This is a genomic window from Streptomyces sp. NPDC002499, from assembly GCF_053595415.1.
In genome coordinates, this window is record NZ_JBSFXO010000013.1 from 129,913 (window position 1) to 154,573 (window position 24,661).

General features: G+C 70.2%; 19 protein-coding genes. 10 read left to right on the forward strand and 9 right to left on the reverse strand.

From position 1 onward, the window contains the following. Window positions 1-266: 266 nt before the first annotated feature. Window positions 267-1,871: a citramalate synthase gene (gene cimA, locus ACWD5F_RS33940; protein ID WP_451260204.1), complete on the forward strand. Its 1,605-nt coding sequence runs from the start codon at window positions 267-269 to the stop codon at window positions 1,869-1,871. A gap of 7 nt (window positions 1,872-1,878) precedes the next feature. Here cimA and ACWD5F_RS33945 read toward each other — a convergent pair whose 3' ends face one another. Next, on the reverse strand, window positions 1,879-2,367 hold the full coding sequence (locus tag ACWD5F_RS33945) for a hypothetical protein (protein WP_451260205.1): 489 nt from the start codon (window positions 2,365-2,367) through the stop codon (window positions 1,879-1,881). 38 nt (window positions 2,368-2,405) lie between these two features. Continuing rightward, a complete protein-coding gene (locus ACWD5F_RS33950) occupies window positions 2,406-4,271 on the reverse strand; it encodes a ricin-type beta-trefoil lectin domain protein (protein WP_451260206.1) in 1,866 nt (621 codons plus the stop codon). A 114-nt stretch (window positions 4,272-4,385) separates the two neighbouring features. Between ACWD5F_RS33950 and ACWD5F_RS33955 the strand changes: the two genes are divergently transcribed. From ACWD5F_RS33955 to ACWD5F_RS33965, 3 genes are all read left to right on the forward strand, one after another. Next, window positions 4,386-7,400: a glycoside hydrolase family 3 protein gene (locus ACWD5F_RS33955; protein ID WP_451260207.1), complete on the forward strand. Its 3,015-nt coding sequence runs from the start codon at window positions 4,386-4,388 to the stop codon at window positions 7,398-7,400. Window positions 7,401-7,460: 60 nt separating this feature from the next. Next, entirely contained in the window at window positions 7,461-8,828 is a 1,368-nt protein-coding gene (locus tag ACWD5F_RS33960; protein WP_451260208.1) for a hypothetical protein, read from the forward strand. 97 nt (window positions 8,829-8,925) lie between these two features. Beyond that, window positions 8,926-9,489 carry a hypothetical protein gene (locus ACWD5F_RS33965; protein WP_451260209.1) on the forward strand — a complete coding sequence of 188 codons (564 nt, stop codon included), beginning with the start codon at window positions 8,926-8,928 and terminating at the stop codon, window positions 9,487-9,489. A gap of 6 nt (window positions 9,490-9,495) precedes the next feature. Here the strand turns inward: ACWD5F_RS33965 and ACWD5F_RS33970 are convergent, their stop codons facing one another. Next, window positions 9,496-10,155 (reverse strand): response regulator transcription factor, encoded by a 660-nt coding sequence (locus tag ACWD5F_RS33970; RefSeq protein ID WP_123997527.1) that lies wholly within the window; start codon window positions 10,153-10,155, stop codon window positions 9,496-9,498. Next, window positions 10,152-11,279: a sensor histidine kinase gene (locus ACWD5F_RS33975; protein WP_451260349.1), complete on the reverse strand. Its 1,128-nt coding sequence runs from the start codon at window positions 11,277-11,279 to the stop codon at window positions 10,152-10,154. Before ACWD5F_RS33975 ends, ACWD5F_RS33970 begins: the two co-directional genes overlap by 4 nt. A gap of 185 nt (window positions 11,280-11,464) precedes the next feature. Here ACWD5F_RS33975 and ACWD5F_RS33980 point away from each other — a divergent pair, with 185 nt between their 5' ends. Genes ACWD5F_RS33980 through ACWD5F_RS33990 form a run of 3 tightly spaced genes read left to right on the forward strand, consistent with a single transcriptional unit; the run spans window position 11,465 to window position 14,720 of the window. Further along, complete coding sequence (locus ACWD5F_RS33980) at window positions 11,465-12,415, forward strand: ABC transporter ATP-binding protein (protein WP_451260210.1); 951 nt, start codon at window positions 11,465-11,467, stop codon at window positions 12,413-12,415. Continuing rightward, complete coding sequence (locus ACWD5F_RS33985; protein ID WP_451260211.1) at window positions 12,412-13,977, forward strand: ABC transporter permease subunit; 1,566 nt, start codon at window positions 12,412-12,414, stop codon at window positions 13,975-13,977. Before ACWD5F_RS33980 ends, ACWD5F_RS33985 begins: the two co-directional genes overlap by 4 nt. Further along, entirely contained in the window at window positions 13,974-14,720 is a 747-nt protein-coding gene (locus ACWD5F_RS33990; RefSeq protein WP_451260212.1) for an ABC transporter permease, read from the forward strand. The genes ACWD5F_RS33985 and ACWD5F_RS33990 overlap by 4 nt, the downstream gene beginning before the upstream one ends. Before the next feature lie 64 nt (window positions 14,721-14,784). Here the strand turns inward: ACWD5F_RS33990 and ACWD5F_RS33995 are convergent, their stop codons facing one another. After that, window positions 14,785-15,393 carry a YceI family protein gene (locus ACWD5F_RS33995; protein ID WP_401722670.1) on the reverse strand — a complete coding sequence of 203 codons (609 nt, stop codon included), beginning with the start codon at window positions 15,391-15,393 and terminating at the stop codon, window positions 14,785-14,787. A gap of 158 nt (window positions 15,394-15,551) precedes the next feature. Between ACWD5F_RS33995 and ACWD5F_RS34000 the strand changes: the two genes are divergently transcribed. The 3 genes from ACWD5F_RS34000 to ACWD5F_RS34010 all read left to right on the forward strand — a co-directional run bounded on the left by ACWD5F_RS34000 (window position 15,552) and on the right by ACWD5F_RS34010 (window position 19,800). Continuing rightward, entirely contained in the window at window positions 15,552-17,798 is a 2,247-nt protein-coding gene (locus ACWD5F_RS34000) for a polysaccharide lyase 8 family protein (RefSeq protein WP_451260213.1), read from the forward strand. Window positions 17,799-17,952: 154 nt separating this feature from the next. Continuing rightward, window positions 17,953-19,545 carry an acyl-CoA carboxylase subunit beta gene (locus ACWD5F_RS34005; protein ID WP_451260214.1) on the forward strand — a complete coding sequence of 531 codons (1,593 nt, stop codon included), beginning with the start codon at window positions 17,953-17,955 and terminating at the stop codon, window positions 19,543-19,545. 57 nt (window positions 19,546-19,602) lie between these two features. Further along, window positions 19,603-19,800 carry an acyl-CoA carboxylase subunit epsilon gene (locus ACWD5F_RS34010; RefSeq protein WP_451260215.1) on the forward strand — a complete coding sequence of 66 codons (198 nt, stop codon included), beginning with the start codon at window positions 19,603-19,605 and terminating at the stop codon, window positions 19,798-19,800. Window positions 19,801-19,810: 10 nt separating this feature from the next. On the opposite strand, the gene ACWD5F_RS34015 is transcribed toward ACWD5F_RS34010, so the two are convergent. The 4 genes from ACWD5F_RS34015 to ACWD5F_RS34030 form a co-directional block, all read right to left on the reverse strand. Next, a complete protein-coding gene (locus ACWD5F_RS34015; RefSeq protein WP_451260216.1) occupies window positions 19,811-22,906 on the reverse strand; it encodes an NACHT domain-containing protein in 3,096 nt (1,031 codons plus the stop codon). Window positions 22,907-23,000: 94 nt separating this feature from the next. Next, entirely contained in the window at window positions 23,001-23,582 is a 582-nt protein-coding gene (locus tag ACWD5F_RS34020) for a GTP-binding protein (protein WP_026248371.1), read from the reverse strand. Next, window positions 23,563-24,144 (reverse strand): DUF742 domain-containing protein, encoded by a 582-nt coding sequence (locus ACWD5F_RS34025; protein WP_123997516.1) that lies wholly within the window; start codon window positions 24,142-24,144, stop codon window positions 23,563-23,565. Before ACWD5F_RS34025 ends, ACWD5F_RS34020 begins: the two co-directional genes overlap by 20 nt. Window positions 24,145-24,239: 95 nt before the next feature. Continuing rightward, the gene (locus ACWD5F_RS34030; RefSeq protein ID WP_005479603.1) at window positions 24,240-24,653 is read right to left on the reverse strand and encodes a roadblock/LC7 domain-containing protein; all 414 of its coding nucleotides are present in this window, start codon (window positions 24,651-24,653) and stop codon (window positions 24,240-24,242) included. Window positions 24,654-24,661: the final 8 nt, after the last annotated feature.

Genomic DNA, 24,661 nt, shown 5'->3' on the forward strand with positions numbered 1-24,661 from the left:
GCGGAGGCTGTGCCAGACTGCCTCCGTGCTCTCGTTCGCCATGATTATTGGCAGCAGGCGCGCCGGTCCGCAGTGACCGCCACGTACGACCAGGTACGGGCGGACACCGTCGTTCTCGACCCGCGCGCAGACCTCTCGCACCCGCGAGGGGTTTTTCGCTTTTCTGGCCCACCTCAAGCCGGGAGCGGAGCGCGAGGGATCATTGGAGGACGGTGGAGCCGGTCATTCCGGTACAGACCGAGATCCGACACAGGAGCCTTGACACCATGACGGAAACCAGCGAGCTCGACGACTCGTTCCACGTCTTCGACACCACCCTGCGCGACGGCGCCCAGCGCGAGGGCATCAACCTCACCGTCGCGGACAAGCTGGCCATCGCCCGTCACCTGGACGACTTCGGGGTCGGCTTCATCGAGGGCGGCTGGCCGGGCGCCAACCCGCGGGACACCGAGTTCTTCGCCCGCGCCCGGCAGGAGATCGACTTCAAGCACGCCGAGCTGGTCGCCTTCGGCGCGACCCGCCGGGCCGGCGGCAAGGCGAGCGAGGACCCGCAGGTCAAGGCGCTCCTGGACTCCGGCGCCGAGGTGATCACGCTGGTCGCCAAGTCCCACGACCGGCACGTCGAGCTCGCGCTGCGCACCACGCTGGACGAGAACCTGGAGATGGTCCGCGACACGGTGTCCTTCCTCAGGGACCAGGGCCGCCGCGTCTTCGTCGACTGCGAGCACTTCTTCGACGGCTACCGTGCCAACCCGGAGTACGCGAAGGCGGTCGTACGGACCGCCGCGGAGGCCGGCGCCTCCGTCGTGATCCTGTGCGACACCAACGGCGGGATGCTCCCGGCCCAGATCCAGGCCGTGGTCGCCACCGTCCTCGCCGACACCGGCGCCCGGCTCGGCATCCACACCCAGGACGACACCGGCTGCGCGGTCGCCAACACCCTCGCCGCCGTCGACGCGGGCGCCACCCACGTCCAGTGCACGGCGAACGGCTACGGCGAGCGGGTCGGCAACGCCAACCTGTTCCCGGTGGTGGCGGCCCTGGAGCTGAAGTACGGCAAGAAGGTCCTGCCCGACGGCAAGCTCCGCGAGATGACCCGTATCTCGCACGCGATCGCCGAGGTCGTCAACCTCACGCCCTCCACCCACCAGCCCTACGTCGGCGTCTCGGCCTTCGCGCACAAGGCGGGACTGCACGCCTCCGCGATCAAGGTCGACCCGGACCTGTACCAGCACATCGACCCCGAGCAGGTCGGCAACACCATGCGGATGCTGGTCTCCGACATGGCGGGCCGCGCCTCCATCGAGCTCAAGGGCAAGGAACTGGGCGTGGACCTCGGCGGCGACCGCGCGCTGGTCGGCCGGGTCGTGGAGCGCGTGAAGGAGCGCGAACTCAAGGGCTACACCTACGAGGCCGCCGACGCCTCCTTCGAACTCCTCCTGCGCGGCGAGGTCGAGGGCCGTCCCCTCAAGTACTTCGAGGTCGAGTCCTGGCGGGCCATCGTCGAGGACCGCCCCGACGGCTCCCACGCCAACGAGGCCACCGTCAAGCTCTACGCCAAGGGCGAGCGCATCGTCGCCACCGCCGAGGGCAACGGCCCGGTCAACGCCCTGGACCGCGCCCTGCGCGTGGCCCTCGAGAAGCTCTACCCGCAGCTCGCCAAGCTCGACCTGGTCGACTACAAGGTCCGCATCCTGGAGGGCGTCCACGGCACGTCCTCCACCACCCGGGTCCTGATCTCCACCACCGACGGCTCGGGCGAGTGGTCGACGGTGGGCGTGGCGGAGAACGTGATCGCCGCGTCCTGGCAGGCCCTTGAGGACGCCTACACCTTCGGCCTGCTGCGCGCGGGCGTGGAGCCCGCCGAGTAGCCCGCCCTCAGCAGGAGTCCTCGGCGAGTTCCTCGAACTCGTCGAGGCTCATGGCCCTGTCGTCGGCCCAGACCTGGCCGGGCTTGAGGGCGGCGAGATCCGCTGCGCGGAAGGTGACGCGGCCGGTGTACTCGTAGTTGTACTCCGCCTTGCCGAAGGCGAGTTCGTACGTGTAGTCCGGCACCAGCCGCTGCTGACCCACAGCACGGGCCTGCCACGCGGACGGCGGTGCGAAGAGCGGGAACCCGGCGTCGGTGCCGTGCCGCTTGCCGGGCACCCGCCAGCCCGAGTAGTTCCGTTCGGACTCCGTGTCGGCCGGCGCGCCGACGAGCGAGAGCCCCTGGATCAGGTCGTCACCGCACGGCCGCAGGACAGCCTGTGGTGCCCCTGTCGCGTCCACGCCCACCGCGGCCAGCGGAAGGTCGATCGCCCCGCACCCGCTGAGCAACAGACACCCGGCCACCGCACCCGCGACGGCCACCCCTGAACGTCTCATGTCCCGCCCCCCCCGTGAGGGCGGGACATGATCCCGCCCTACTGCAGATGCCACTTCTGGTTGGCGGCTCCCGTGCAGGTCCAGATCTGTGCCCGTGCCCCGTTCGTCGATGAACTCCCGGTCACATCAAGGCACTTGTTCGCCGCCGTGTTCACCACATCACCGGTCGTCGCGTTGTACGACCACTGTTGCGCACCGGTCCCGTTGCAGTCGTACAACTGCACCTTGGCCCCGTCCGCCGTCGACGCGGAGGTCACGTCCAGGCACTTGCCGAGCGAGCGCACCGAGCCGTCGGTCCCCACGGTCCACTGCTGGGCCGTCGAGCCGTTGCAGTCGTAGAGCTGCACGGCGGTGCCGTTGGTGGTCGAACCGCCCGCCACGTCCAGGCACTTGCTCGCCAGGCCGACGAAGGCGCCGGTCTGGCTGCCGCCCCCGGACTGCGTGCCCGTCCAGGTGAACGTCGCCGACGTCTTGCCCGGCAGGGAGTAAGTGGCGTGCTGGCCGCCCCAGTTGATGGTCACGGTCTTGGCGGCGGACCCGTCGTTGTAGGCGATCAGCGCCTTGGACCCGTCGGGGTTGCGCCAGGCCACGTTCGGCACGTTGGTGGACGCCGTCGAAGCGATCCGCTGGGCGCCCGGCCGGACGAACTTCGTCAGGTGGCCCATCGTGTAGTACTCGACGGTGTAGTCGACGGTCCCGCTCGCGCCGTCCCCGTTGTGCACGGTGATCAGGCCGGTGCAGGTGCCGCAACCGCCGTTGTGCGGGCCCATGTTCTGGTCCACGGCGAGCGACCACTTGGTCACCGACTTCGCCCAGTTGCGGGTGTAGTCGATGATGTTGTTCATGTCCTCGCGCTGCTGGTTGGCGATCCAGGTGCCACCGGAGTGCTCGGTCCCGAAGGCGTCCAGCGTGGGGTACTGGTTGTGCACGGTGGTCTGCTTGTTGATGTCACCGCCGTACCCGTGCCAGGCGATCCCGCCGAAGTTCGGGTGCGAACGGACCGCCGCGTCGTCGACGGTCGGCGCCGCGTAGGAGTCGTAGACGTCCCAGTTCCAGTCGTGCGCGAGGACCTTGGTCGTCAGCCCCGCCGCCTGGAGCTTCGGCAGCAGCTCGCTCTTGGTGAAGTACGCGAGCCCGCTCCCGTTCCAGCTCATCGACGGGTAGCCCGAACAACAGGTCGGCTCGTTCTGCGCGGTCACGTACGAGACGTTGACACCCTGGGCCTTGTACGCCTGGAGGTACTTCACGAAGTAGTTGGCGTACGCCCCGTAGTTCTCGGCCTTCAGCCAGCCGCCGTTGAGCGACCCGCTGTCCTTCATCCAGGCCGGCGCCGTCCATGGCGAGGCCATGACAGTCAAAGAGGGGTTGAGACTCACCGCCTGCTTGGTGAGCGGCACGACGTCGGCGAGGTCGTGCGCGATCGAGAAGGAGTTGAGGTTCGGGTCGGTCTGTCCGGCCGGCACGTCGTCGTACGAGTAGCCGTACCGCGCCAGGTCGGACGCGCCCATCGGGTTGCGCAGGAACGACAGCCCGATGCCGCCCGTCGGCGAGAACAGCTTGGTCATGGTCGCGTTCCGGGTCGACGCGGACAGCGCCCCGCTGCTGTTCATCAGCCAGGCCGCGGTGTCGGTGAAGGACGCGCCGCCGCCGGTGAAGGTCTGGTACCGGGTGTTCTCGTCGACGGTGATGTTCTCGCCGGTGCCGCCCGAACCGGACTGGAAGGCGAACGGCGTCTGCGCCTGGAGGCCGCGGGTGACATGGCGGCCGCCGGCGTCGTCGGTGGTGGTGAGATAGGCGGTGACCTGTTCGCCTGCGGCTTGTGCGGGGACGGTGGCCGCGGTGATGCCGGCCGTGGAGAGCAGACCGGCCAACAGCAGCCGGATCGCGCGGGGGGTTCTCCTCATGCTGGTCGCCCTTCCCGAAATGTCTGACGTGACGTCTTGACGGGTGTGTGGGCCGTTAGTTAACTCACGGCGTGATCTAAGTCATGAGTGAACCAGAGAGTCGAGGAATGGTCTATGCCAAGAACCGCTCTGCTCGTCTCCGCCGCCTTGCTCACCGCTCTGCTGTCACCGACCGTCTCCCAGGCCGCCGCCGACCCCGCTCCGGTGCCCGTGGACCGCTTCGAGGGGGAGGTGCCGTTCGCGAGCCAGCCCGCCGACGGCATCTTCACCTGGGGCAGTGACAACGACGACCCGCCGCACCTCCAGTTCGCCGACCGCGCCGACGCCCCCGAGGGCGCCAAGGTCCTCTCCGGGACCTACGACATCAGCGGCTACGGCGGCTTCACCCACGACTTCGCCGCCGCCGAACCCGCCCACGACTGGTCCGCCCACAAGGGCATCCGGTTCTGGTGGGACGGCCAGAACAATGCCAAGAAGATCGCCTTCGAGCTCAAGGACGGCGGCGCCCACGGCGAGGCCTCCGAGTTGTGGACCACGTCCTTCACGGACGACTTCAGCGGCTGGAGACAGATCGAGATCCCCTTCACCGATTTCGTATACCGAACCGATTACCAGCCCGTCGGCGGCATCGACCACGTCCTGGGCCTGACCCAGATGTGGGGCTACGCCCTCACCCTCCCCGTCGGCGCTCCGGGGCAGTTCGCCATGGACGACGTCGAGTTGTACGGCAAGGCCGACCAGGCCCTGCGCGCGAACGTCACCACGGACGCCGCCGTCTACCCGGTCAAGGAGGGCCGCACGGCGACCGTCAAGGTCACCGTCGCCACCACCGGCTCCGCCCCGATCGACGACCCGGTGACCGTCACCTACGAGACCGCCGCGACCGGCACCGCCGAACCCGGCAAGGACTACACCCCGGTCACCGGCACCCTCACCTTCCCGGCCGGCACCGTCTCCGGCACGACGCAGACCGTCAAGGTCCCCACCCTCAAGGACAAGTCGGCCGAGAACGCCGAGACCATCCCGCTCAAGCTCACGGTCACCGGCGCCAAGGCCCCGACCGAGCAGCCCGAGGTCGTGGTCGACGCGCACGGACTGCCGTACCTGGACAGCAAGCTGCCGATCAAGAAGCGCGTCGCCGACCTCGTCTCCCGCATGTCCCTCGAGGAGAAGGCCGGTCAGATGACCCAGGCCGAGCGCGGCGCGATGGGCACGCCCTCGGACATCGCCTCCTACGACCTCGGCTCGCTGCTCTCCGGCGGTGGCTCGACGCCCACGCCCAACACCGCGGCGGCCTGGGCCAAGATGATCGACGGCTTCCAACTCCGCACCCAGGCAACCCGGTTCCAGATCCCGCTGATCTACGGTGTCGACGCGGTGCACGGCCACAACAACCTGGCCGGCGCCACCGTCATGCCGCACAACATCGGCATCGGCGCCACCCGCGATCCCCGACTCGCCCAGAAGACGGGCTCGGTGACCGCTTCCGAGGTCCGCGCCACCGGCGTCCCGTGGGACTTCGCCCCCTGCCTCTGCGTCACCCGCGACGAACGCTGGGGCCGCTCCTACGAGTCCTTCGGTGAGGACCCGGCACTGGTCAAGTCCATGGAGACGGTCATCCAGGGTCTCCAAGGAGCCGCCAACGGCAAGGACTTGAAGGACGACGACAAGGTCCTCGCCACCGCCAAGCACTTCGTCGGCGACGGCGGCACCGAGTACGGCTCCTCCACCACCGGCTCCTACACCATCGACCAGGGCGTCACCAAGGTCACCCGGCAGCAGCTGGAAGCCGTCCACCTGTCGCCGTACCAGACCGCCGTGGACCGGGGCGTGGGCACGGTCATGCCGTCCTACTCCTCGCTCGACATCCTCGGCGACGGCCAGGGCCCGGTGAAGATGCACGCCCGCGCCGACATGATCAACGGTGTGCTCAAGGGCCGGATGGGCTTCGACGGGTTCGTCATCAGCGACTGGAACGCCATCGACCAACTCCCGGGTGACTACGCGGCCCACGTCTCCACCTCGGTCAACGCGGGCGTCGACATGATGATGGTCCCGTACAGCTACAAGGACTTCACCACGACGCTGATCGCGCAGGTCAAGGCCGGTGCCGTCACCGAGAAGCGGATCGACGACGCCGTATCGCGCATCCTCACCCAGAAGTTCAAGCTCGGCCTCTTCGAGCACCCCTACGCCGACACCAGCAACGCCTCGAAGATCGGCTCGACCTCGCACCGGGCCGTGGCCCGGCAGGCGGCGGCCGAGTCGCAGGTCCTGCTGAAGAACGCGGGTGACGTCCTGCCGCTGAAGAAGAACCAGAAGGTCTACGTGGCCGGTTCGAACGCCGACGACCTCGGCAACCAGACCGGTGGCTGGACCATCACCTGGCAGGGCTCCTCCGGCACCAACACCACCGGCACGACGATCCTCCAGGGCATGAAGAACGCCGGCGGGAACGTCACGTACTCCAAGGACGCCTCGGCCGCGACCAGCGGCTATGACGTCGGTGTGGTCGTCGTCGGCGAGACCCCGTACGCCGAGGGCATCGGAGACGTCGGCAACGGCAACGACCTCTCCCTCACCCCGGCCGACCAGGCAGCGGTCGACAAGGTGTGCGCGGCCATGAAGTGCGCGGTGCTGATCGTCTCCGGGCGCCCGCAGCTGATCGGCGACCAACTCGGTGACATCGACGCCCTGGTGGCGTCCTGGCTGCCGGGCACCGAGGGCGACGGCGTGGCCGACGTCCTCTACGGCAAGCGGGCCTTCACCGGCCAACTCCCGGTCACCTGGCCCAAGTCGGAGGCCCAGCTGCCGATCAATGTCGGCGACACGGCGTACGACCCGCAGTACCCGTACGGCTGGGGCCTGACCACGAAGACCAAGGTCCCGGGCGGTGGCACGGCGACGCTGAAGGCGCTCGCGGTGGCCGCCGCGCTCGCCGACCGGCACGGAGCCGACGAGGCGGGCCGCGCGCTCGTCGACAAGGCGCGGCTGATCGTCCAGCAGAAGATCGGCCAGAACGTCACGGCCGCGACGGCGAAGCCGTTCGCGGACGCCGACCACCTCTCGCTCACCGGGAAGTACGGAGAGGCGGTGGAGAAGCTGCTCACCGCCTACCGGGCGGCCTGACCGCAGAGCTGTCACCTGCATGAACGGCGGGCCGTGGGGGGCTTCGGGTAGCGTCGACGTATGAAGGTCGTCGCACGGACCCGAAGCCTCCCGGGGCTGCTCCTGGCCCTGATGATCACCGCCCTGGCCATCCTGGCGATCGGCCCCGCGCCCGCCTCCGCCACCACCACCGCGACCGGCGTCGGCACGATCGCCGAGGCCCTGCGCAAGAGCCCCGTCTACGTCGACCCGGCCGCGTCCGCGCAGCTGTCCACGGCCGACGCCGACGCCCTCGCCAAGCAGATCAAGGACGCCGACAAGCCGCTGTTCGTCGCGGTCCTCCCGGCCGGCTACCCGACCCAGGACCTCTTCCAGAACCTGCGCACCGACACCGGCGTCACCGGCCTGTACGCGATCCGCCTCGGCGACCGTTTCGACGCCAAGGCCGACTCCGCCGTCCTGCCGCGCACGGCGGTGACGAACCTGGTCACCAGTGTGAAGGGCGACACCGACGCCAGGACCCAGCTGACCGACTTCACCGACCGCGCCCTCGCCAACATGGGCGGCTCGGCCCCGGCGAGCTGGGGTTCCTCCTCCGACGGCGGCGGGGTGTCGACCGGTGCGCTGATCGGCGTCGGCGCGGTCGTGGTGCTCGGCGGCGGAGGTGCGTACGCCCTGGTCCGCCGGAGCCGCCGCCGCAAGGCCGAGGAACAGCGCGCCGCCCTGGAGCGGCTGCGGGTCGTCGTCGACGAGGACATCACGGCCTTCGGCGAGGAACTGGACCGCCTCGACTTCCACCCCGCCGAGGCGGGCGCCGACGACGCCATGCGCGGGGACTACGAACGCGCCCTCGACGCCTACGAGCAGGCGAAGTCGGCCATGGCCGCGGCCACGAAACCGGAGGACGTACGCCCGGTCACCGAGGCCCTGGAGGACGGCCGCTTCTCGCTCGCCCAGCTCGCGGCCCGCCGCGAGGGCCGCCCGCTGCCCGAGCGCCGGCCGCCCTGTTTCTTCGACCCGCGCCACGGCCCGTCCGTCGCCGACGCCCTCTGGACACCGGCCGGCGGCGCCCCGCGCGAAGTACCCGTCTGCGCCGCCGACCGGGCCCGCCTCGCCGACGGCCACGACCCGGCGATCCGTGAGGTCGACACCGACTACGGCCGCCGCCCCTACTGGGACGCGGGCCCGGCCTACGGCCCCTGGGCGGGCGGCTACTTCGGCGGCGGCCTGCTCCCCGGCCTCCTCGTCGGCACCCTGCTCGGCAGCATGATGGCCACCCCGTCCTACGCGGCCGACTACGGCACCGGCTACGGCGACTTCACCACCGGCGGCTACGACGGCGGCGACGTCTCCGGCGCCGACTTCGACTCCGGCGACTTCAGCGGCGGCTTCGGGGACGGCGGGGGCGGCGACTTCGGCGGGGGAGGGGACTTCGGCGGCGGGTTCTGACCGGCGCGGGTACGGGTCGACGTACGGCCAAGTGCCGGTGCGGAGCGAGCCGTTCGGCCGATGCCGTTCGGCCCGCCGGGCGCCCTAGGCTCACGCCATGGTGACCCCACCGGGGGACGACGACGTCGTCGAGATCCTCGGCGCGGACCGGCCGAGGATCAGCGACCACTGGCACGGCCTGCCGCGCCGCACCCGCCTGACGCTCACCGCCGCGACCTGCACGATCCTGCTCGGCGGTCTCCTGGCCTACGTCTCCACCCACCGCCCTGTGCCCCCACCCCCCGACCCGGTCGCGGCCACCAGCATCAGCATCACGGACGTCGAGGTCCCCGTCGGCTACAGCCCCGACTTCGGCATCACCCTGAGCGCGTCGGCGAGCACCCGGGTCGCGTTCGGGCGGACGGCGGAGGGGTACGGCAATCTCGTCCTGCACGTCACCCCGGGAGCGGGCGCCGTGCTCGGCCCCGGTCACACGCGGGTGCTGTACGCCCGTGCCGTCGTCTGCACCTGCCATGTACGCCACCCGGCGCGCGGCACGCCCCTGCTGTTCGTGACCCTGCGCAACGCGCGCGGCGAGGGCCGGGTCCAAGTCGTGCCCACCGCCGTCCAGTTCGACCTCATCGACCGTGCCGTACGGCACGCCTGCGGCGGCACCGTCTGACCGGCCTCACCCCACCCCCGGCACCACAAGACCCGTCTCGTACGCCATCACCACCGCCTGCGTACGGTCCCGCAGCCCCAGCTTGGACAGGATGCGGCTGACGTGGGTCTTCACGGTCTCCTCGCCGACGTGCAGGCGGAGGGCCAGCTCCGGGTTGGACAGCCCCTGGGCCAACAGCCGCAGCACGTCGGTCTCGCGCGGAGTGAGAGCGTCAAGTGCCGTGTGCGCGGGGCCGGTTCTGGGACGCTGACGCGCGAACTCGGCGATCAGCCGCCGGGTGATCGCGGGCGCGAGCAGGGCCTCTCCGGCCGCCACGACCCGCACCGCGTCGAAGAGCCGCTCCGCCGTCACGTCCTTGAGCAGGAACCCGCTCGCCCCCGCGGTCAGCGCGTCGTACACGTGCTCGTCCAGGTCGAAGGTGGTCAGCACCAACACCCGTGGCGCGTCCGGGCCTTGAAGCTGCGCGGTCGCCCGGATCCCGTCCATGACGGGCATGCGTACGTCCATGAGGACCACGTCGGGCAGCTGCTCCCGGCACACCCGCACCGCCTCGGCGCCGTCGGGGGCGGTCCCGACGACCGTGAAGTCGGCCTGGGTGGCGAGGAGTCCGGCATACCCGACCCGGACGATCTCGTGGTCGTCGGCCACGACGATCCGAATGCTCACGCGAGCGCCTCCGCCCGCACCGGCAACCGCGCCTCGACCAGGAACCCGCCGCCGGGAGCCGGCCCGGTGCGCAGGGTCCCCCCGACGGTCGCCGCGCGCTCGCGCATGCCGAGCAGGCCGTGACCGGGGGAGTCGGTCGCGGGCCCGGGCCCGTTGTCCCGCACGCGCAGCGCCAACTCCGCCTCTCCGTACCGCAGTTCCACGTCCACGGCGGCGCCCGGCGCATGCCGGCGGGCGTTGGTGAGCGCCTCCTGGACGATCCGGTACGCCGTGACCTCGACGCCCGGGTCGAGCGCGCCGACCGGCCCGCTGACGATCAGCCGGGTCGCCGCGCCGGCCGCGTCCCGTGACGCGTCGATCAGGTCGAGGAGCTGGCCGAGCCCGGGCTGCGGGGCCCGCTGGACGCCGGTGTCCGCGTCCTCCCGCAACACCCCCAACAGCCGCCGCATCTCCGTCAGGGCGGTGCGCGCGGTGTCCCCGATGGCCAGGAAACGGTCGGCACCCTCCGGCGGCAGACCGCGCGTGGTGAGCCGGCCGGTCTCCGCCTGGACGGCGATCATCGAGATGTGATGGGCGACGACATCGTGCAACTCCCGTGCGATACGGGCTCGTTCGCCCCGGGCGGCATGTTCGAGGAGCGTGTCCGCGAACGCCCGCTCGGTCGCGCTGTGCGCGAGCACGGTGCTGCGCACGTGATGCGTGATGCCGGTCGCCGCCGCCGCGGACCCGAGCGTGGCGAGCAGGACGGCGACGATCCGGGTGGCGTCCTCATGACTGAACAGCGCGACGACCACGTACGGCACCACGAGCAGTCCGGCCGCCAGCGGCCACCCCGTCCGCGCCAGTACGTACACGCAGATCAACTGGGCGACGGCGGCGCCCACGGTGAGCGCCTGGAACGGCACCAGCGCGAGCACGCACGCGGCGCTCACGGCGAGCGCGGCCGCGACCCGGCTGCCCCGCCCGGTCCCCAGGACGAAGGAGAGCGGCCCGGTCGTGGCGAGCGCGAGCAGCAGCACGACGGCGAGGCTGCTCTGCGGATCACCACTGCGGATCAGGCCCTCGCCCACGGCGAGCACCGTCAGCACGGCGGGCAGGACGGCGGGCAGCCCGGTGGGCACCACGCCGGGCAGCGCCCGCTGCGCACCGGCGATCCGTGTCCTGATGCCACCGCGTGCCCTTGCCGCGGTCGAAGCCTTCTCACCCACGTCCGCCATTGTCCCGAGCCACTTCCTCCGCGCATCCCCTACGCGAGGGACCTCCACGGCGTGACGACACCCCCGCACCGCCGCCCCTAGCCTCCCTCACCATGAGCGACGCAACCATAGAAGTCCGCGGTCTGCGCAAACGGTTCGGCCGGACCCTCGCGGTCGACGGCCTCTCCTTCACCGTCGAGCCCGGCACGGTCACGGGCTTCGTCGGCCCCAACGGCGCCGGAAAGTCGACCACTTTGCGGGCCCTCCTCGGCCTGGATGCCCCCGACGAAGGCCAGGCCCTCATCGCGGGCCGGCCCTACCACGCCCTGCGCACCCCCTTGCTGGAGGTCGGCGCCCTCCTCGATGCCGCCGCCCTGCACCCCGCCCGCCGGGGCCGCGACCACCTGCGCTGGCTCGCCCACTCCCACGGACTGCCCACCCGCCGCGTGGACGACGTCCTCGCCCAGGTCGGCCTGGAGTCCGCCGCCCGCCGCCGGGCCGGCGGCTACTCCCTCGGCATGCGCCAGCGCCTCGGCATAGCGGCGGCCCTGCTCGGCGACCCGCCGATCCTGCTCCTGGACGAGCCGGTCAACGGCCTCGACCCCGAGGGCATCCAGTGGATCCGCCGCCTGCTGCGCCGACTGGCCGCCGAGGGCCGCGCCATCCTCGTCTCCAGCCACCTGATGAGCGAACTGGAGGACACCGCCGACCACTTGGTGGTCATCGGCCGGGGCCGCCTGATCGCCGACACCTCGGTCTCCGAACTCCTGCACGCCGCCTCCGGCGACCGCGTCCGACTGCGCACCGAGGCCCGTACGGAGGCGATGGAACTCCTCGCCCGCGAGGGCGGCCGGGTCGCCGTCACCGACCGCGACACCCTCATCGTCACCGGCCTGCCCGCACCCCGCGTGGTGGAACTCCTGACCGCGGCCCGCGTCCCCTTCGCCGAGATCGGCGCCCACCGGGCGACCTTGGAGGAGGCGTACATGGAACTCACCCGGGACAAGGCCGAGTTCACGACCGAGTCCGCTTCCGTGGGGACCTCCGACGAGGTGACCCGATGACGACGAGGACGACGTCGGAGCCCGAGACCACGCCCACCCCCTACCGCTCCCACCTGCATCCCACCCGCGCAGGCTTCCCCCGCCTCCTGCTCGCCGAGTGGACCAAGTTCCGTACGGTCCGCGCCTGGCCGTTCGTCCTGGCGGTCGCCGCCGTGGTCACCGTACTGATCACCCAACTGAGCGCGAGCGGCTCCGTGACCAGCGGGGGACCGGACATCATCCAGGGCCCCGACGGCACATCGGTCACCGACGCCTTCCGCTTCACGCACCGCCCGCTCACCGGCGACGGCAGCGTCACGGCCCGGGTCACCGGCCTGAAGACCGCCGACGGCAGAAGCGTGGAGCCCTGGGCGAAGGCCGGGATCATCGTCAAGTCGAGCCTGGAACAAGGCTCTTCGTACGGGGCCGTCCTGGCCACCCCCGGCCACGGCGTCCGCATGCAGTGGAACTTCACCCACGACACGGCCGGTTCGGACTCCGAGGTGACGGAGGTGCCGCGTTGGCTGCGCCTGACGCGGACCGGCGACCGCCTCACCGGCTACGAGTCCGCCGACGGCGCCAAGTGGACGAAGATCAAGGACGTCAGCCTGTCCGGCCTCCCGAAGACCGTGCAGGTGGGCCTCGTCCTGGCCACTCCGGGCCACCAGGACGTGCGCCGCTCCTTCGGCGGTTCGAGCCAGTCGACCGGCGGGGCGCACGCCACCGCCACCTACGACCACCTGACCCTGAACGGCACCTCGACCACGGCCGCCTGGACCAGCACGGACGTCGGCGCCCCCACCCCCGACGCGCCCGCCCCCGGCCCCGCCCCCCGCAACGCCCGGCCGGACTCCTCCACCACCGTCACGGACGGCACCTACACCCTCACCGGCCAGGGAGACATCGGCCCCGACCAGGGCGGCCCGGACATCGTCCAGATGAGCTTCCAGGGCGTCTTCGTCGGCATCCTGTTCATGATCGCCCTCGGCGCGCTCTTCGTGACCGGCGAATACAAACGGGGCATGATCCGTACGACGTTCACGGCGACGCCGGCCCGGTTGAAGGTGCTGGCGGCGAAGACGACGGTGATCGGCGCGGTGACCTTCGTGGTGGGCCTGGCGGCCGTCGCCATCGGCTACTCGCTCGCCCAGAGCACCCTGCGCGGCAACGGCTTCGGCCCCCCGGCCTTCCCCGACCACCCCCTGCTGGAGAACCCGGCCCTGCGCGCGGTAGTGGGCAGCGCCGCCCTGCTCTCCCTGGTGGCCGTACTGGCCTTGGCGGTCGGGGTCGTGCTCCGCAACAGCGCGGGCGCGATCGCCACGGTCGTCATGCTCGTGATCCTCCCGCAGATCCTGTCCTTCGCCTTCCCGCTCCCGGCCGCGCGCTGGCTCTTGCGGGTGACCCCGGCGGCGGCCTTCGCGGTCCAGCAGGGCGTCAAGAAGTACGACTTCACCGCGCACAACTGCCTTCCGGAAGGCGGCTGTTACCCACTGTCTCCCGGCAACGGCTTCGCCGTCCTGGCCGCTTACACCGTGGCGGCCCTGCTCCTGGCGGCCTGGACCGTGTGCAGGAGGGACGCGTGAAGGCGCTGCGCCCGCTCCATGCCGAGTGGACGAAACTCCGTACCCTGCCCAGCACTTGGTGGCTGCTCGCGGCTCTCGTCGCCCTCACCCTCGCGATCGGCGCCGCCGCGATCGCCCCGGTCGCCGCCGACGTCTGCCCGGGCGGCCCCTGCGACGAGGACACGGTGAAGCTCAGCCTCACCGGAGTCTGGCTGGGCCAGGCCGCCTGTCTGATCCTGGGCGTCCTGACGATGGGCGCGGAGTACGGCACGGGCACGATCCGCACGACCCTCGCGGCGATGCCGACGCGCTGGCGGGTCCTCGCGTCCAAGGCGACGGTGCTGGCGCTGCTGACGGCGGCCGGGGGAGCGCTGGGCATCCTGGCGTCGACGCTGCTGGCCGACGCACTCCTCCCGGACTACGCCCCCGCCCTGCGCCCCACCCTGGGTTCGGTCCTCTGCCTGGCCCTGGTCGCGCTGCTGGGCCTGGCCCTGGCGACCATGCTCCGCGACACGTCAGCGGCGATCACCCTGGGCCTGGGCATCCTCTACGTCGTCCCGCTCCTGGTCACGATCATCCCGTCCCCGACGTGGCAGCACCGCCTGGAGCGCTGGGCCCCCATGCCGGCGGCCCTCTCCATCCAGTCGACCCGCCACCTGGCGGACCTGCCGATAGCCCCCTGGCCGGGCCTGGGCGTGTTGGCGGCGTACGCGGCGGCGCTGCTCGCCCTCGCGTGCGTGCTGTTCCGATTCCGGGACGCGTGAAAAGCGAAGGCGGCGGAGTCGTAGTGATCGGCACTACGACTCCGCCGCCCGAATCCCCGTGGGGTCACGCGTTCTTGATCGCGGAGATGTCGAAGTTGAGCTTGATCTTGTCGGAAACGAGCACGCCACCGGTCTCCAGCGCCGCGTTCCACGTGAGGCCCCACTCGGAGCGCAGGATCTCGGCCTTGCCCTCGAAACCGACGCGCTCGTTGCCGAACGGGTCCTTCGCGGCACCGTTGAACTCGAGGTCGATGGTGAGCGGCTTGGTGGTGCCGAGGATCTCCAGGTCACCCGTGATGCGGTAGTCGTCGCCACCCAGGGACTCGGCCGAGGTAGAACGGAAGGTCATCGTCGGGAATTCTTCGATCTTGAAGAAGTCGGCGCTCTTCAGGTGACCGTCACGGTCCGCGGAACCGGTGTCGATGCTGTCCATCTTGGCGTCGATCGAGGCCGTCGACTTGGCCGGGTCCGAGCCGTCCAGGTGCAGCGTGCCGTTGAAGTCGAGGAATTTGCCCTTGACGTTGGTGACCATGGCGTGACGGGCCGTGAAACCGAGCGTCGAGTGCGCCGGGTCGATCGTGTACTCGCCGGTCAGCGCGGCAAGCTCGGGGTTGACCGCGGAGGGCGCGGCGGTCTCGGTCTCGGTGCTGTCCTTGCGGCCGAAGATGCCCATGATGTGCTCCTGTGGGGACGATAGGCGGTGATGTTGAATGTTCAACGATGCCAACACGGAAGACCGTAGACCTATTCCGTTCGGGTTTCAACATCATCCACGTGTATTCATGGAATTACACTCCGTTGGCGGATTCCGGACTTCCAGAGGAGTGCTGCATGACCGTGCACCGGACCGATTCCGACCCCTATGACGTGCTCCGCCGGCGCTGGCTCGACATCGCCCTCGGCACCGGATACGACCCAGGTGTCGAACCGTACGCCGCCCGTCTCACCGGCACCGGCGAACGGGCCCGCGCCTTCCGCGCGACCATGGCCCCGACCCCGGTCTCCCTCTGGCCGGGCCGCCCCTTCGACCCGCCGTCCGGCATCACCCAGAGCTACGCCCGCCTGGAGACGATGGCCCGGGCCTACGTCCAGCCGGGCACCGGCTCGACCGGCGACCCCGACCTCCTCGCGGACGTCCTGCGCGGCCTCGACCACCTCTCCGCCACGGTCTACCACCCCGGCACCACCCGCTACGGCAACTGGTGGGAGTGGCAGATCGGCAGCCCCCGGCTCCTCCTGGACATCGTCGCGGCCCTGTACGACCACCTCACGGACGCCCGAATCGCCGCCGCCTGCGCGGCAGTCGACCACTTCATCCCGGACGCCCTGCTCGCCGACTACTCCGGCACCTCGACCGGCGCCAACCGCGTCGACCTGTGCCGCTCGGTCGCCCTGCGCGGCATCCTGGGCCGCGCGCCGGACAGGATCGCCCTCGCCCGCGACGCCCTCTCGCCGGTCTTCCCGTACGTCACCAAGGGGGACGGGCTGTACGCCGACGGCTCGTTCGTGCAGCACACCCGGGTGCCGTACTCGGGGACGTACGGACAGGTCATGCTCGACGGCCTGGGCCGCCTCTTCGCACTGCTCGCCGGGTCGGAGTGGCAGGTCACGGATCCCGATCGCCAAGTCGTCCTCGACAGCGTCGAGCACGCCTACGCGCCCCTGATCCACGACGGGTTGATCATGGACGGCGTCAACGGCCGTGCCATCAGCCGGGGTTACCTGAAGAACGACGAACTGCACGTCATGCGCAGCGACCACTTCCACGGACAGGGCGTCGTCGCCGCGATCGCGCTGCTGGCCGACGCGGCGAGCCCGGCCGAGCGCGACCGGTGGCACGGCATGATCAAGGGCTGGGTCCAACGGGACACGGTCACACCGATTCTGACGGCTCCTCAGTTCGACGTGGCGGATCTCGCGCGGCTGCACGCGGTCGCCGCCCGGCCGCTCGCGCCCGTCGCCGAACCCGTCGGCCACCGCCTCTTCCCGGCCATGGACCGCGCCGTACACCGCCGTCCCGGGTTCACCGTGAGCCTCGCGATGGCCAGCGACCGCATCGCGTACTACGAGTGCGGCAACGGCGAGAACCCGCGCGGCTGGCACACCGGCGCCGGAATGGTCTCCTGGTGGGCGGCGGGCGCGAGCGACCAGTACACGGACTGGTTCTGGCCCACGGTCGACTGGTACCGGCTGCCCGGCACCACCGTCTCCACCAAGCGTCTGCCCGACCGCGCCGGCGGCGAATGGGGCGCGCCCGGACCCGACGTGCGCTGGGTCGGCGGCACGACGGACGGCGAGTACGCGGCCGTCGGCCAGCACCTCAAGGGGCTCGGCTCGACGCTTGAGGCCCGCAAGTCGTGGTTCTGCGTCGCGGACGCCGTGATCTGCCTCGGTACCGGGATCAGCTGTGCGGACGGGGTGCCGGTCGAGACGGTGGTGGACAACCGCAACCTGGGGGAGGGCGGGAGCGCGCGGCTGGTGCAGCGGCCGGGCTGGGCGCATCTGGAGGGGCACGGCGGCTGGGTGGTCCAGGAGGGCGGGCTGAAGAGCCTGCGCGAGGACCGGACCGGGGCCTGGTCCGACATCAACACCACGAGCACGACCGAGCGGGCCACTCGCCGCTGGCAGACCCTCTGGCTCGACCACGGCACGGACCCGGTCGACGCCCGCTACCTCTACCTCCTCATGCCGGGCGCGACCCGCGGGAAGGTCCAGGCCCGCGCCGCCGACCACCACTGGCTGTCGGTCCTGGCCAACGACGGTGTGAGCCAGGCCGTGCAGGTCCACTCCCTCGGACTGACGGCCGCGAACTTCTGGCAGGCGGGCACCGCGGGCCCGCTCACCGTCTCCGCGGGGGCGAGCGTGCTGGTCCGCCGCAGGGGTCGTACCGCTACCCTCTGCGTGAGCGAGCCGCCCCGCACCGGCGAGCCGCTGGAGATCACCTGGCACCACCCCGTACGCGAGGTCGTGCGGGCCGACGACACGGTCGACATCCTCGCCACGGGCCGCCGGCTCCGCCTCCGCGTCACTCCGGGGATGGCATGCGCCACGCATGAATGTGAGGTGACTCTCAGCTGACGGGTTTGTGCGACCCCTACAAGGCCGGAGCCCCCTGAGCAGTCGGAACGGCTGCATGCCGCCAAGGTTCTGTTCAGTGCTACCAGGAAAACGGGTCGGAGACTGTACGGAGTCGACGTCCCGCTTACCTCGCTCTCCTTCGTAAGGTCGCTACATGACCGTTTTGGATGATGCTGTTTCTCCCGGGAGCGAGCCGACGGACGCGCGCGGGCGGGTGGCCGAGCTGCACGAGATCCGTGCGCAGGCTCTGGCCGGCCCCAGCGAGAAGGCGACCGAGGCGCAGCACGCCAAGGGCAAGCTGACGGCGCGCGAGCGCATCGAGCTGCTCCTGGACCCGGGCACCTTCCAGGAGGTCGAGCAACTGCGCCGGCACCGGGCGACCGGCTTCGGCCTGGAGGCCAAGAAGCCGTACTCGGACGGTGTCATCACCGGCTGGGGCACGGTGGAAGGCCGTACGGTCTTCGTCTACGCCCATGACTTCCGCATCTTCGGCGGCGCGCTGGGCGAGGCCCACGCCACGAAGATCCACAAGATCATGGACATGGCCATCGCGGCCGGTGCCCCGCTGGTCTCGCTCAACGACGGCGCCGGCGCCCGTATCCAGGAGGGCGTCAGCGCTCTCGCCGGTTACGGCGGCATCTTCCAGCGCAACACCAAGGCCTCCGGCGTCATCCCGCAGATCTCGGTGATGCTCGGCCCGTGCGCGGGCGGCGCGGCGTACTCGCCCGCCCTGACGGACTTCGTGTTCATGGTCCGCGAGACGTCCCAGATGTTCATCACGGGCCCGGACGTCGTCAAGGCGGTCACCGGCGAGGAGATCACGCAGAACGGTCTGGGCGGCGCCGACGTGCACGCCGAGACCTCCGGCGTCTGTCACTTCGCCTACGACGACGAGGAGACGTGCATCGCGGAGGTGCGCTACCTCCTGTCGCTGCTCCCGCAGAACAACCGCGAGAACCCGCCCCGCGTCGACTCCACGGACGCGGCGGACCGCCGCAGCGACGTCCTGCTCGACCTGGTCCCGGCGGACGGCAACCGTCCGTACGACATGGCCAAAGTCATCGAGGAGATCGTCGACGACGGCGAGTACCTGGAGGTCCACGAGCGCTGGGCCCGCAACATCATCTGCGCCCTGGCCCGCCTCGACGGTCAGGTGGTGGGCATCGTCGCCAACCAGCCGCAGACCCTGGCGGGCGTGCTGGACATCGAGGCCAGTGAAAAAGCTGCGCGCTTTGTCCAGATGTGTGACGCTTTCAATATCCCGATCGTCACCTTCCTGGACGTGCCGGGCTTCCTTCCCGGCGTCGACCAGGAGCACGGCGGCATCATCCGCCACGGCGCGAAGCTCCTTTACGCCTACTGCAACGCGACCGTGCCCCGGATCTCGCTGATCCTGCGCAAGGCGTACGGCGGGGCCTACATCGTCATGGACAGCCAGTCCATCGGCGCCGACCTCACCTACGCATGGCCGACGAACGAGATCGCGGTGATGGGCGCCGAAGGTGCCGCCAACGTCATCTTCCGCAGGCAGATCGCCGAGGCCGAGGACCCCGACGCCATGCGGGCCCGCATGGTCAAGGAGTACAAGTCCGAGCTGATGCACCCGTACTACGCGGCCGAGCGCGGCCTGGTCGACGACGTCATCGACCCGACCGAGACCCGCGAGATCCTCGTCCGCTCCCTCGCGATGCTGCAGACCAAGCACGCCGACCTGCCGTCCCGCAAGCACGGCAACCCCCCGCAGTAACCCAGCGGACTCTCCGCGCTACCCGTGCGGAAACCTCTCTCACGGAGACTGAGACCTATGACCACGCCTGACATCCGCGTCGAGAAGGGCCACGCCGAGCCCGAGGAAGTCGCCGCCATCACGGCCGTCCTCCTGGCCCGCGCGGCCGCCGCGCCGTCCACGGACCCGTCCGACAGCACCTCCCCGAAGCCGAAGGCCGGTTGGCGCCGGCTGGAGCGCGAGGGTGGGTTCAGGGCGCCGCACAGCTGGCACTGAGCCTTTCCCATCAGCTGATAGTGAGGCCCTTGACCGGGAGGTCGAGGGCCTCAACGGCGGCACCGTCGGGAGTTCGGCAGGACGCTAGGTGCAGCGAGTCGAGGGAACTGAGGTCGCGGTAGGCGCGGGAGTCTCCAGGTACGACGCAATCATCCAGTCTGAGCTCCCGCAGATTGGTCGGTAGGGGTTCGCGTACCATCAGCCACTCTGTCAAGTGCATGTCGCTGACGCGGAGTTCACGGAGCCCGGGCATGGCGGAGATGCTTCTCAAACCGCGCGGCGTAGATGTGCGCATGGTCGCCAGAAGCAGGTTGCTGACATAGGGGAAGTCGCTCAAAGCGGTCAGATTGCTGGCACCGCTCAGCTCGAAGAGGCTCAAGGCAACCATCATCGGCCCAAGACGCAGACTTCCGAGGCTGGCCGTGCCCCCGTGGCCGAGCGCCAGGTAGAAGAGGTTCCCCAGGTTTTCCACGGATCCGAGTCCGTCCAGCTTCCCTTGCCCCCAGATTGTGAACAATCGCAGCTGCGGGTGAGCCGTCAGCACTGAGAGGTCTCCGGAGCCAGGAAGGTTGTACACCGACAGATTCGTCACGGGCGGGAGTTGTTCCAACGCAGCGAGCGCCGGGAGCGGGTAGTGGATCGACAGCTTCCTGATGGACTTCAACCGAGTCGCAGCGCGCCACTGCTGTGAATGCGTGAGATCCACGTGGTGTGCCGCCAACGGCAGCCGGGCCAGTACCTGCTCGCCGTAGGCGTCCGCGTCGAAGTACGCCCAAGCCTGGATGATTGCGTCGACGACGAGGTCGCGCCGGTCCTCCGCGTATCCCACCATCAACGCCAGCGCCTCCTCACCCCCGACCATCGCCACGGTCCGCACCGTTTGTACCGCTGACTTCTCTGTCAGCTCGCCCAGTGACCGCGGCAACCGCCGCAACAAGCTCGATCCCACAGCCGCCAGCGCAGGCGGATCCGTGGGCCGACGAGCCGGCAGCAACGCCGACATCGCCCCATCCAGTCGCCCCGCCAATCCCTCCGGGACCGTCGGCAACGTCTCCTGACAAGAAGCCGCCAGCAACCGCAGCACCCGCGCATGTCGAGGCTCCGCCTCCGCCCGGTCCAAGATGCCGTCCAACAACTCCTGCCGCTGACGGGAGTTGGCATGGCCCGCGGCCATGATGATCGTCTCGCGCCACAAGTCCAGATGCGCCCGCCCGACCAAGTTGCCGATCCGGTCTTCCTCCGTCGCCTCCTCCGCGGCCAAGTACTCCTGAAAGGTCCGGTGGACGAAGTCGAGGCGGCCCTCGACGGGGGAGCGGAGGATGCCGGAGCGGTCCCGGAGCTGTTCCAGGACCCCGTGGCCGTCCTGTACCTCCAGGTGCCGCATCGCCGAGAGCTTGGCGGAGACGTGGACCGCGGCCTGGTCCAGGGCGATCTCGCTGCGGTTGTTGTCCGAGAGGCGCCAGGCCAGGTCCCGCAGGACGACCAGCTTGTCGCCGAGGCTGAGCTTGCTGTCCAGCGCACTCGGCACGTTCCGGTCGGCGTCGCGTTCGTGGACCAGCGTGTGGAGGGCGTTGCGGTACAACTCCATGCGGTCCCGGGGGAGTTGGCTGCCCCTGTTCAGGTGCATAGCGCAGAGCATGGCCGCCAGCAGCGGCGTGCCCGCCAGGGACTGGAGATGCGCGCGGTCCTTGAGGCTGTTCAGCAGGGACTGTTCGTAGCGCGGCAACTCGTCCACCGCACAGGGGAGTTCGTCGCCCAGTTCGCGGACGGCCTGATGCCACTGCCGTACGAACGCGGCCAGGTCCGGTGGTGTCATGCGGTCCAGGTGGAGCGCGGTGAAGTCCTCCCGGCGCAGCCAGTCCGCCCCGGCGGCGGTGGGACGGGACGTCACGACCACGCGGATGCCGGCGTAGGTGCCCAGCAGCTTGCGCAGCCAGTCCCGTACCGATCGCCGTTCCGAGCCGAGCAGTTCGTCGACTCCGTCCACCAGCAGCAGGACCTTGTTGTCCCGCAACTGGCGTTCCACCCAGCCCTTGGGCATGATCCCGGTGATGTTCCCGGCGACCCCGTCCAGCAACTCTTCCGGCTTCTTGGGGAGCGGACGGCCGCTGTACTCGCGGAGCTTGACGAAGACGGGTGTCAGGCCGTTCCAGTCGGCGAGCTCGGCCGTGAAGGCGCCGCGGGCCGCCGTGATCGCCAGCCAGCGCAGCAGCGTGGTCTTGCCGGAGCCGGCCTCGCCGCGCAGGAGCACGCGTGAGGCGCCCCCCAGCGCCGATTCCACCCGCATCCCGGAGCTCTCGGTCCCGAACTCCTCCCAGCCGCTGAGATCCGGCCTGAGCGGCAGCGCACGGACACTCCTACGCCGCGTGCCGTCGTCCCCCGTGGCGCGCAGGCTGACGTACGCCACCGACAACCGGACCTGGGCCGCGGCACGGTCGGACGTGCGGCGGAACAGCTCGACCTCGTCGAGGTTGTTGCTGACCAGCTCCATGTACCAGCGGCGGAACTCGTGGTCCTGATCGGTGCCGTCGGGGGCGAACAGTGAACGGTCGGGGAGCCGTTCGAGGACGCGGGCGACGCCGTCGCTCAACGAGCTGGTGCGGGCGAGGAGTTCGGCCAGCGTCCGCTCCTCGAAGACCGGCAGGGTCCGCACGATGCTGACGTAGTACTCGCAGCACTCGCTGAAGAGGAGTTCGTAGAGTTGTGTCTCCGGTTCGTTCAGGCCGACCGGTGGGCTCACCGATCCCGTGATGCGGCGGATCAGTTCGGCCGGCTGCGCGTCGGCCGCCAGGACCGCCTCGTCCGACAGGTCGGCGTGCGCGAACGTGTCGCACACCCCGTTGAGCGCGGCCTCCCGGCTGCTCTCGTCGAGACCGCGGAACTCCTGGGCCAGGAACGGTTCGATCCGCGCGGCCACGGCATCGGCCATCTCCTCGAACTGGCGCCGCACGCTGCGCTGTTGCCGCAACCCCGGCACCCGTACCAGCACCAGCTTCTCCATCGGCAGCCGGCGTTCCTGCTCCCGCCGCTTGCCCCCGAGCCACATCTGCGCCGCCGTGTTCGCCACGGTCGTCCCCAGACGTAATGCAGCTGCCTCAGCGCTCATCCCCGTACCCCTCCCGCAAACGACCTACGGCCCCCGTTCCTCCCACAGGAGGAACGGGGGCCGCAAGCCGAACGAGCCGGATACAGCGGAATCGCTACCGCAGGCGCGCCATCAACGCGTGCTCCACGAGCGTGATCAGCGCCGACTTCGCGTCCGCGCGGTGGCGGGCGTCCGTCGTGATGATCGGGGTGTCGGGGCCGATCTGCAGGGCCTCCCGGACCTCGTCCGGGTTGTACGGCTGGTTGCCGTCGAAGCCGTTGAGCGCGATCACGAACGGCAGACCGGAGTTCTCGAAGTAGTCCACCGCCGGGAAGCAGTCGGCGAGACGGCGCGTGTCCACAAGGACGATCGCGCCGATCGCGCCACGCACCAGGTCGTCCCACATGAACCAGAAGCGGTCCTGTCCCGGGGTGCCGAACAGGTACAGGATGAGGTCCTGGTCCAGGGTGATGCGCCCGAAGTCCATGGCGACCGTGGTGGTCGTCTTGTCTCCGGTGTGGGTGAGGTCGTCGATGCCCGCGGACGCGGACGTCATCACGGCCTCGGTACGCAGCGGGTTGATCTCCGAGACGGCCCCGACGAACGTGGTCTTGCCCACGCCGAAGCCACCCGCCACCACGATCTTCGCCGAGGTGGTGGAGCGGGAAGGACCGCCGCTAGAGCTTGCGAAGTCCACTGAGCACCCTTTCGAGCAGTGTCACGTCTGGCTGACCGCCGGCGTTCTCGTCGCCGCCGGGCTGATGAATGGCGACCAGGCCCGCCTCCGCCAAGTCGGCGACGAGGATCCTGGCCACGCCGAGAGGGATGGTCAGCAGTGCCGAGATCTCGGCCACCGACTTGATCTCGCGGCACAGATTGCAGATCCGCTGATGCTCGGGCAACTGCCCCTGCATCTGGTGCGGCTGTGCGGTGGTGTGCACCAGCGCCTCGATGGCGAGCTGGTAACGCGGGCGCGTCCGGCCGCCGGTCATGGCGTACGGACGTACCAACGGGTTGTTCGCCGCCCCTGCGGGCGACGGCTCGGAGCGTCGCTGCGGCTGCACGGGCTGGATACGCGGCGCCGGCGGCTGGTCGTACGGCGAGGGACCGGGTCCCTGGGGCGCGTACGGCTGCTGCCGTCGGTGGCTGGGCGCGGAGGGGAAGTTGTAACGGTTCGGGTTCTGGGAACCGTCGCCCTGGCCCTGGGCAGGGCCGTACGACCAGTTGCCCGAATTAGAACCGCCTGGGGGTGTTGCCACTTTCTCCTCCTCCGACTGTGCCGGGCACCCGATCCCTGTGGAGCCGCGTCCCGAAACCTTACGGCCCCGGGACGCCAATACGCACCGTCTGACTGTTAGTTGAGCAGGCTGCCTTGAAGCTCCGCACGAAGGTCCGGGGTCAGGACCGTACCGGCACGGTCGACCAGAAGTGCCATCTCGTACCCAATGAGGCCGATGTCCGCCTCAGGGTGTGCAAGTACCGCGAGCGATGAACCGTCGGAGACGGACATGATGAAGAGGAATCCCCGCTCCATCTCCACAACTGTCTGGTTCACGCTGCCGCCTTCGAAGATGCGCGAGGCACCGGCGGTCAACGAGGTCAGACCGGAGGCGACGGCCGCGAGCTGATCGGCACGGTCGCGGGGAAACCCTTCGGACATCGCCAGAAGGAGGCCGTCGGCGGAGACCACCACCGTGTGGGACACCCCCGGGGTGTTGTCCACGAAGTTGGTGATCAACCAGTTCAGGTTCTGTGCCGCCTGGCTCATCGGGCTCA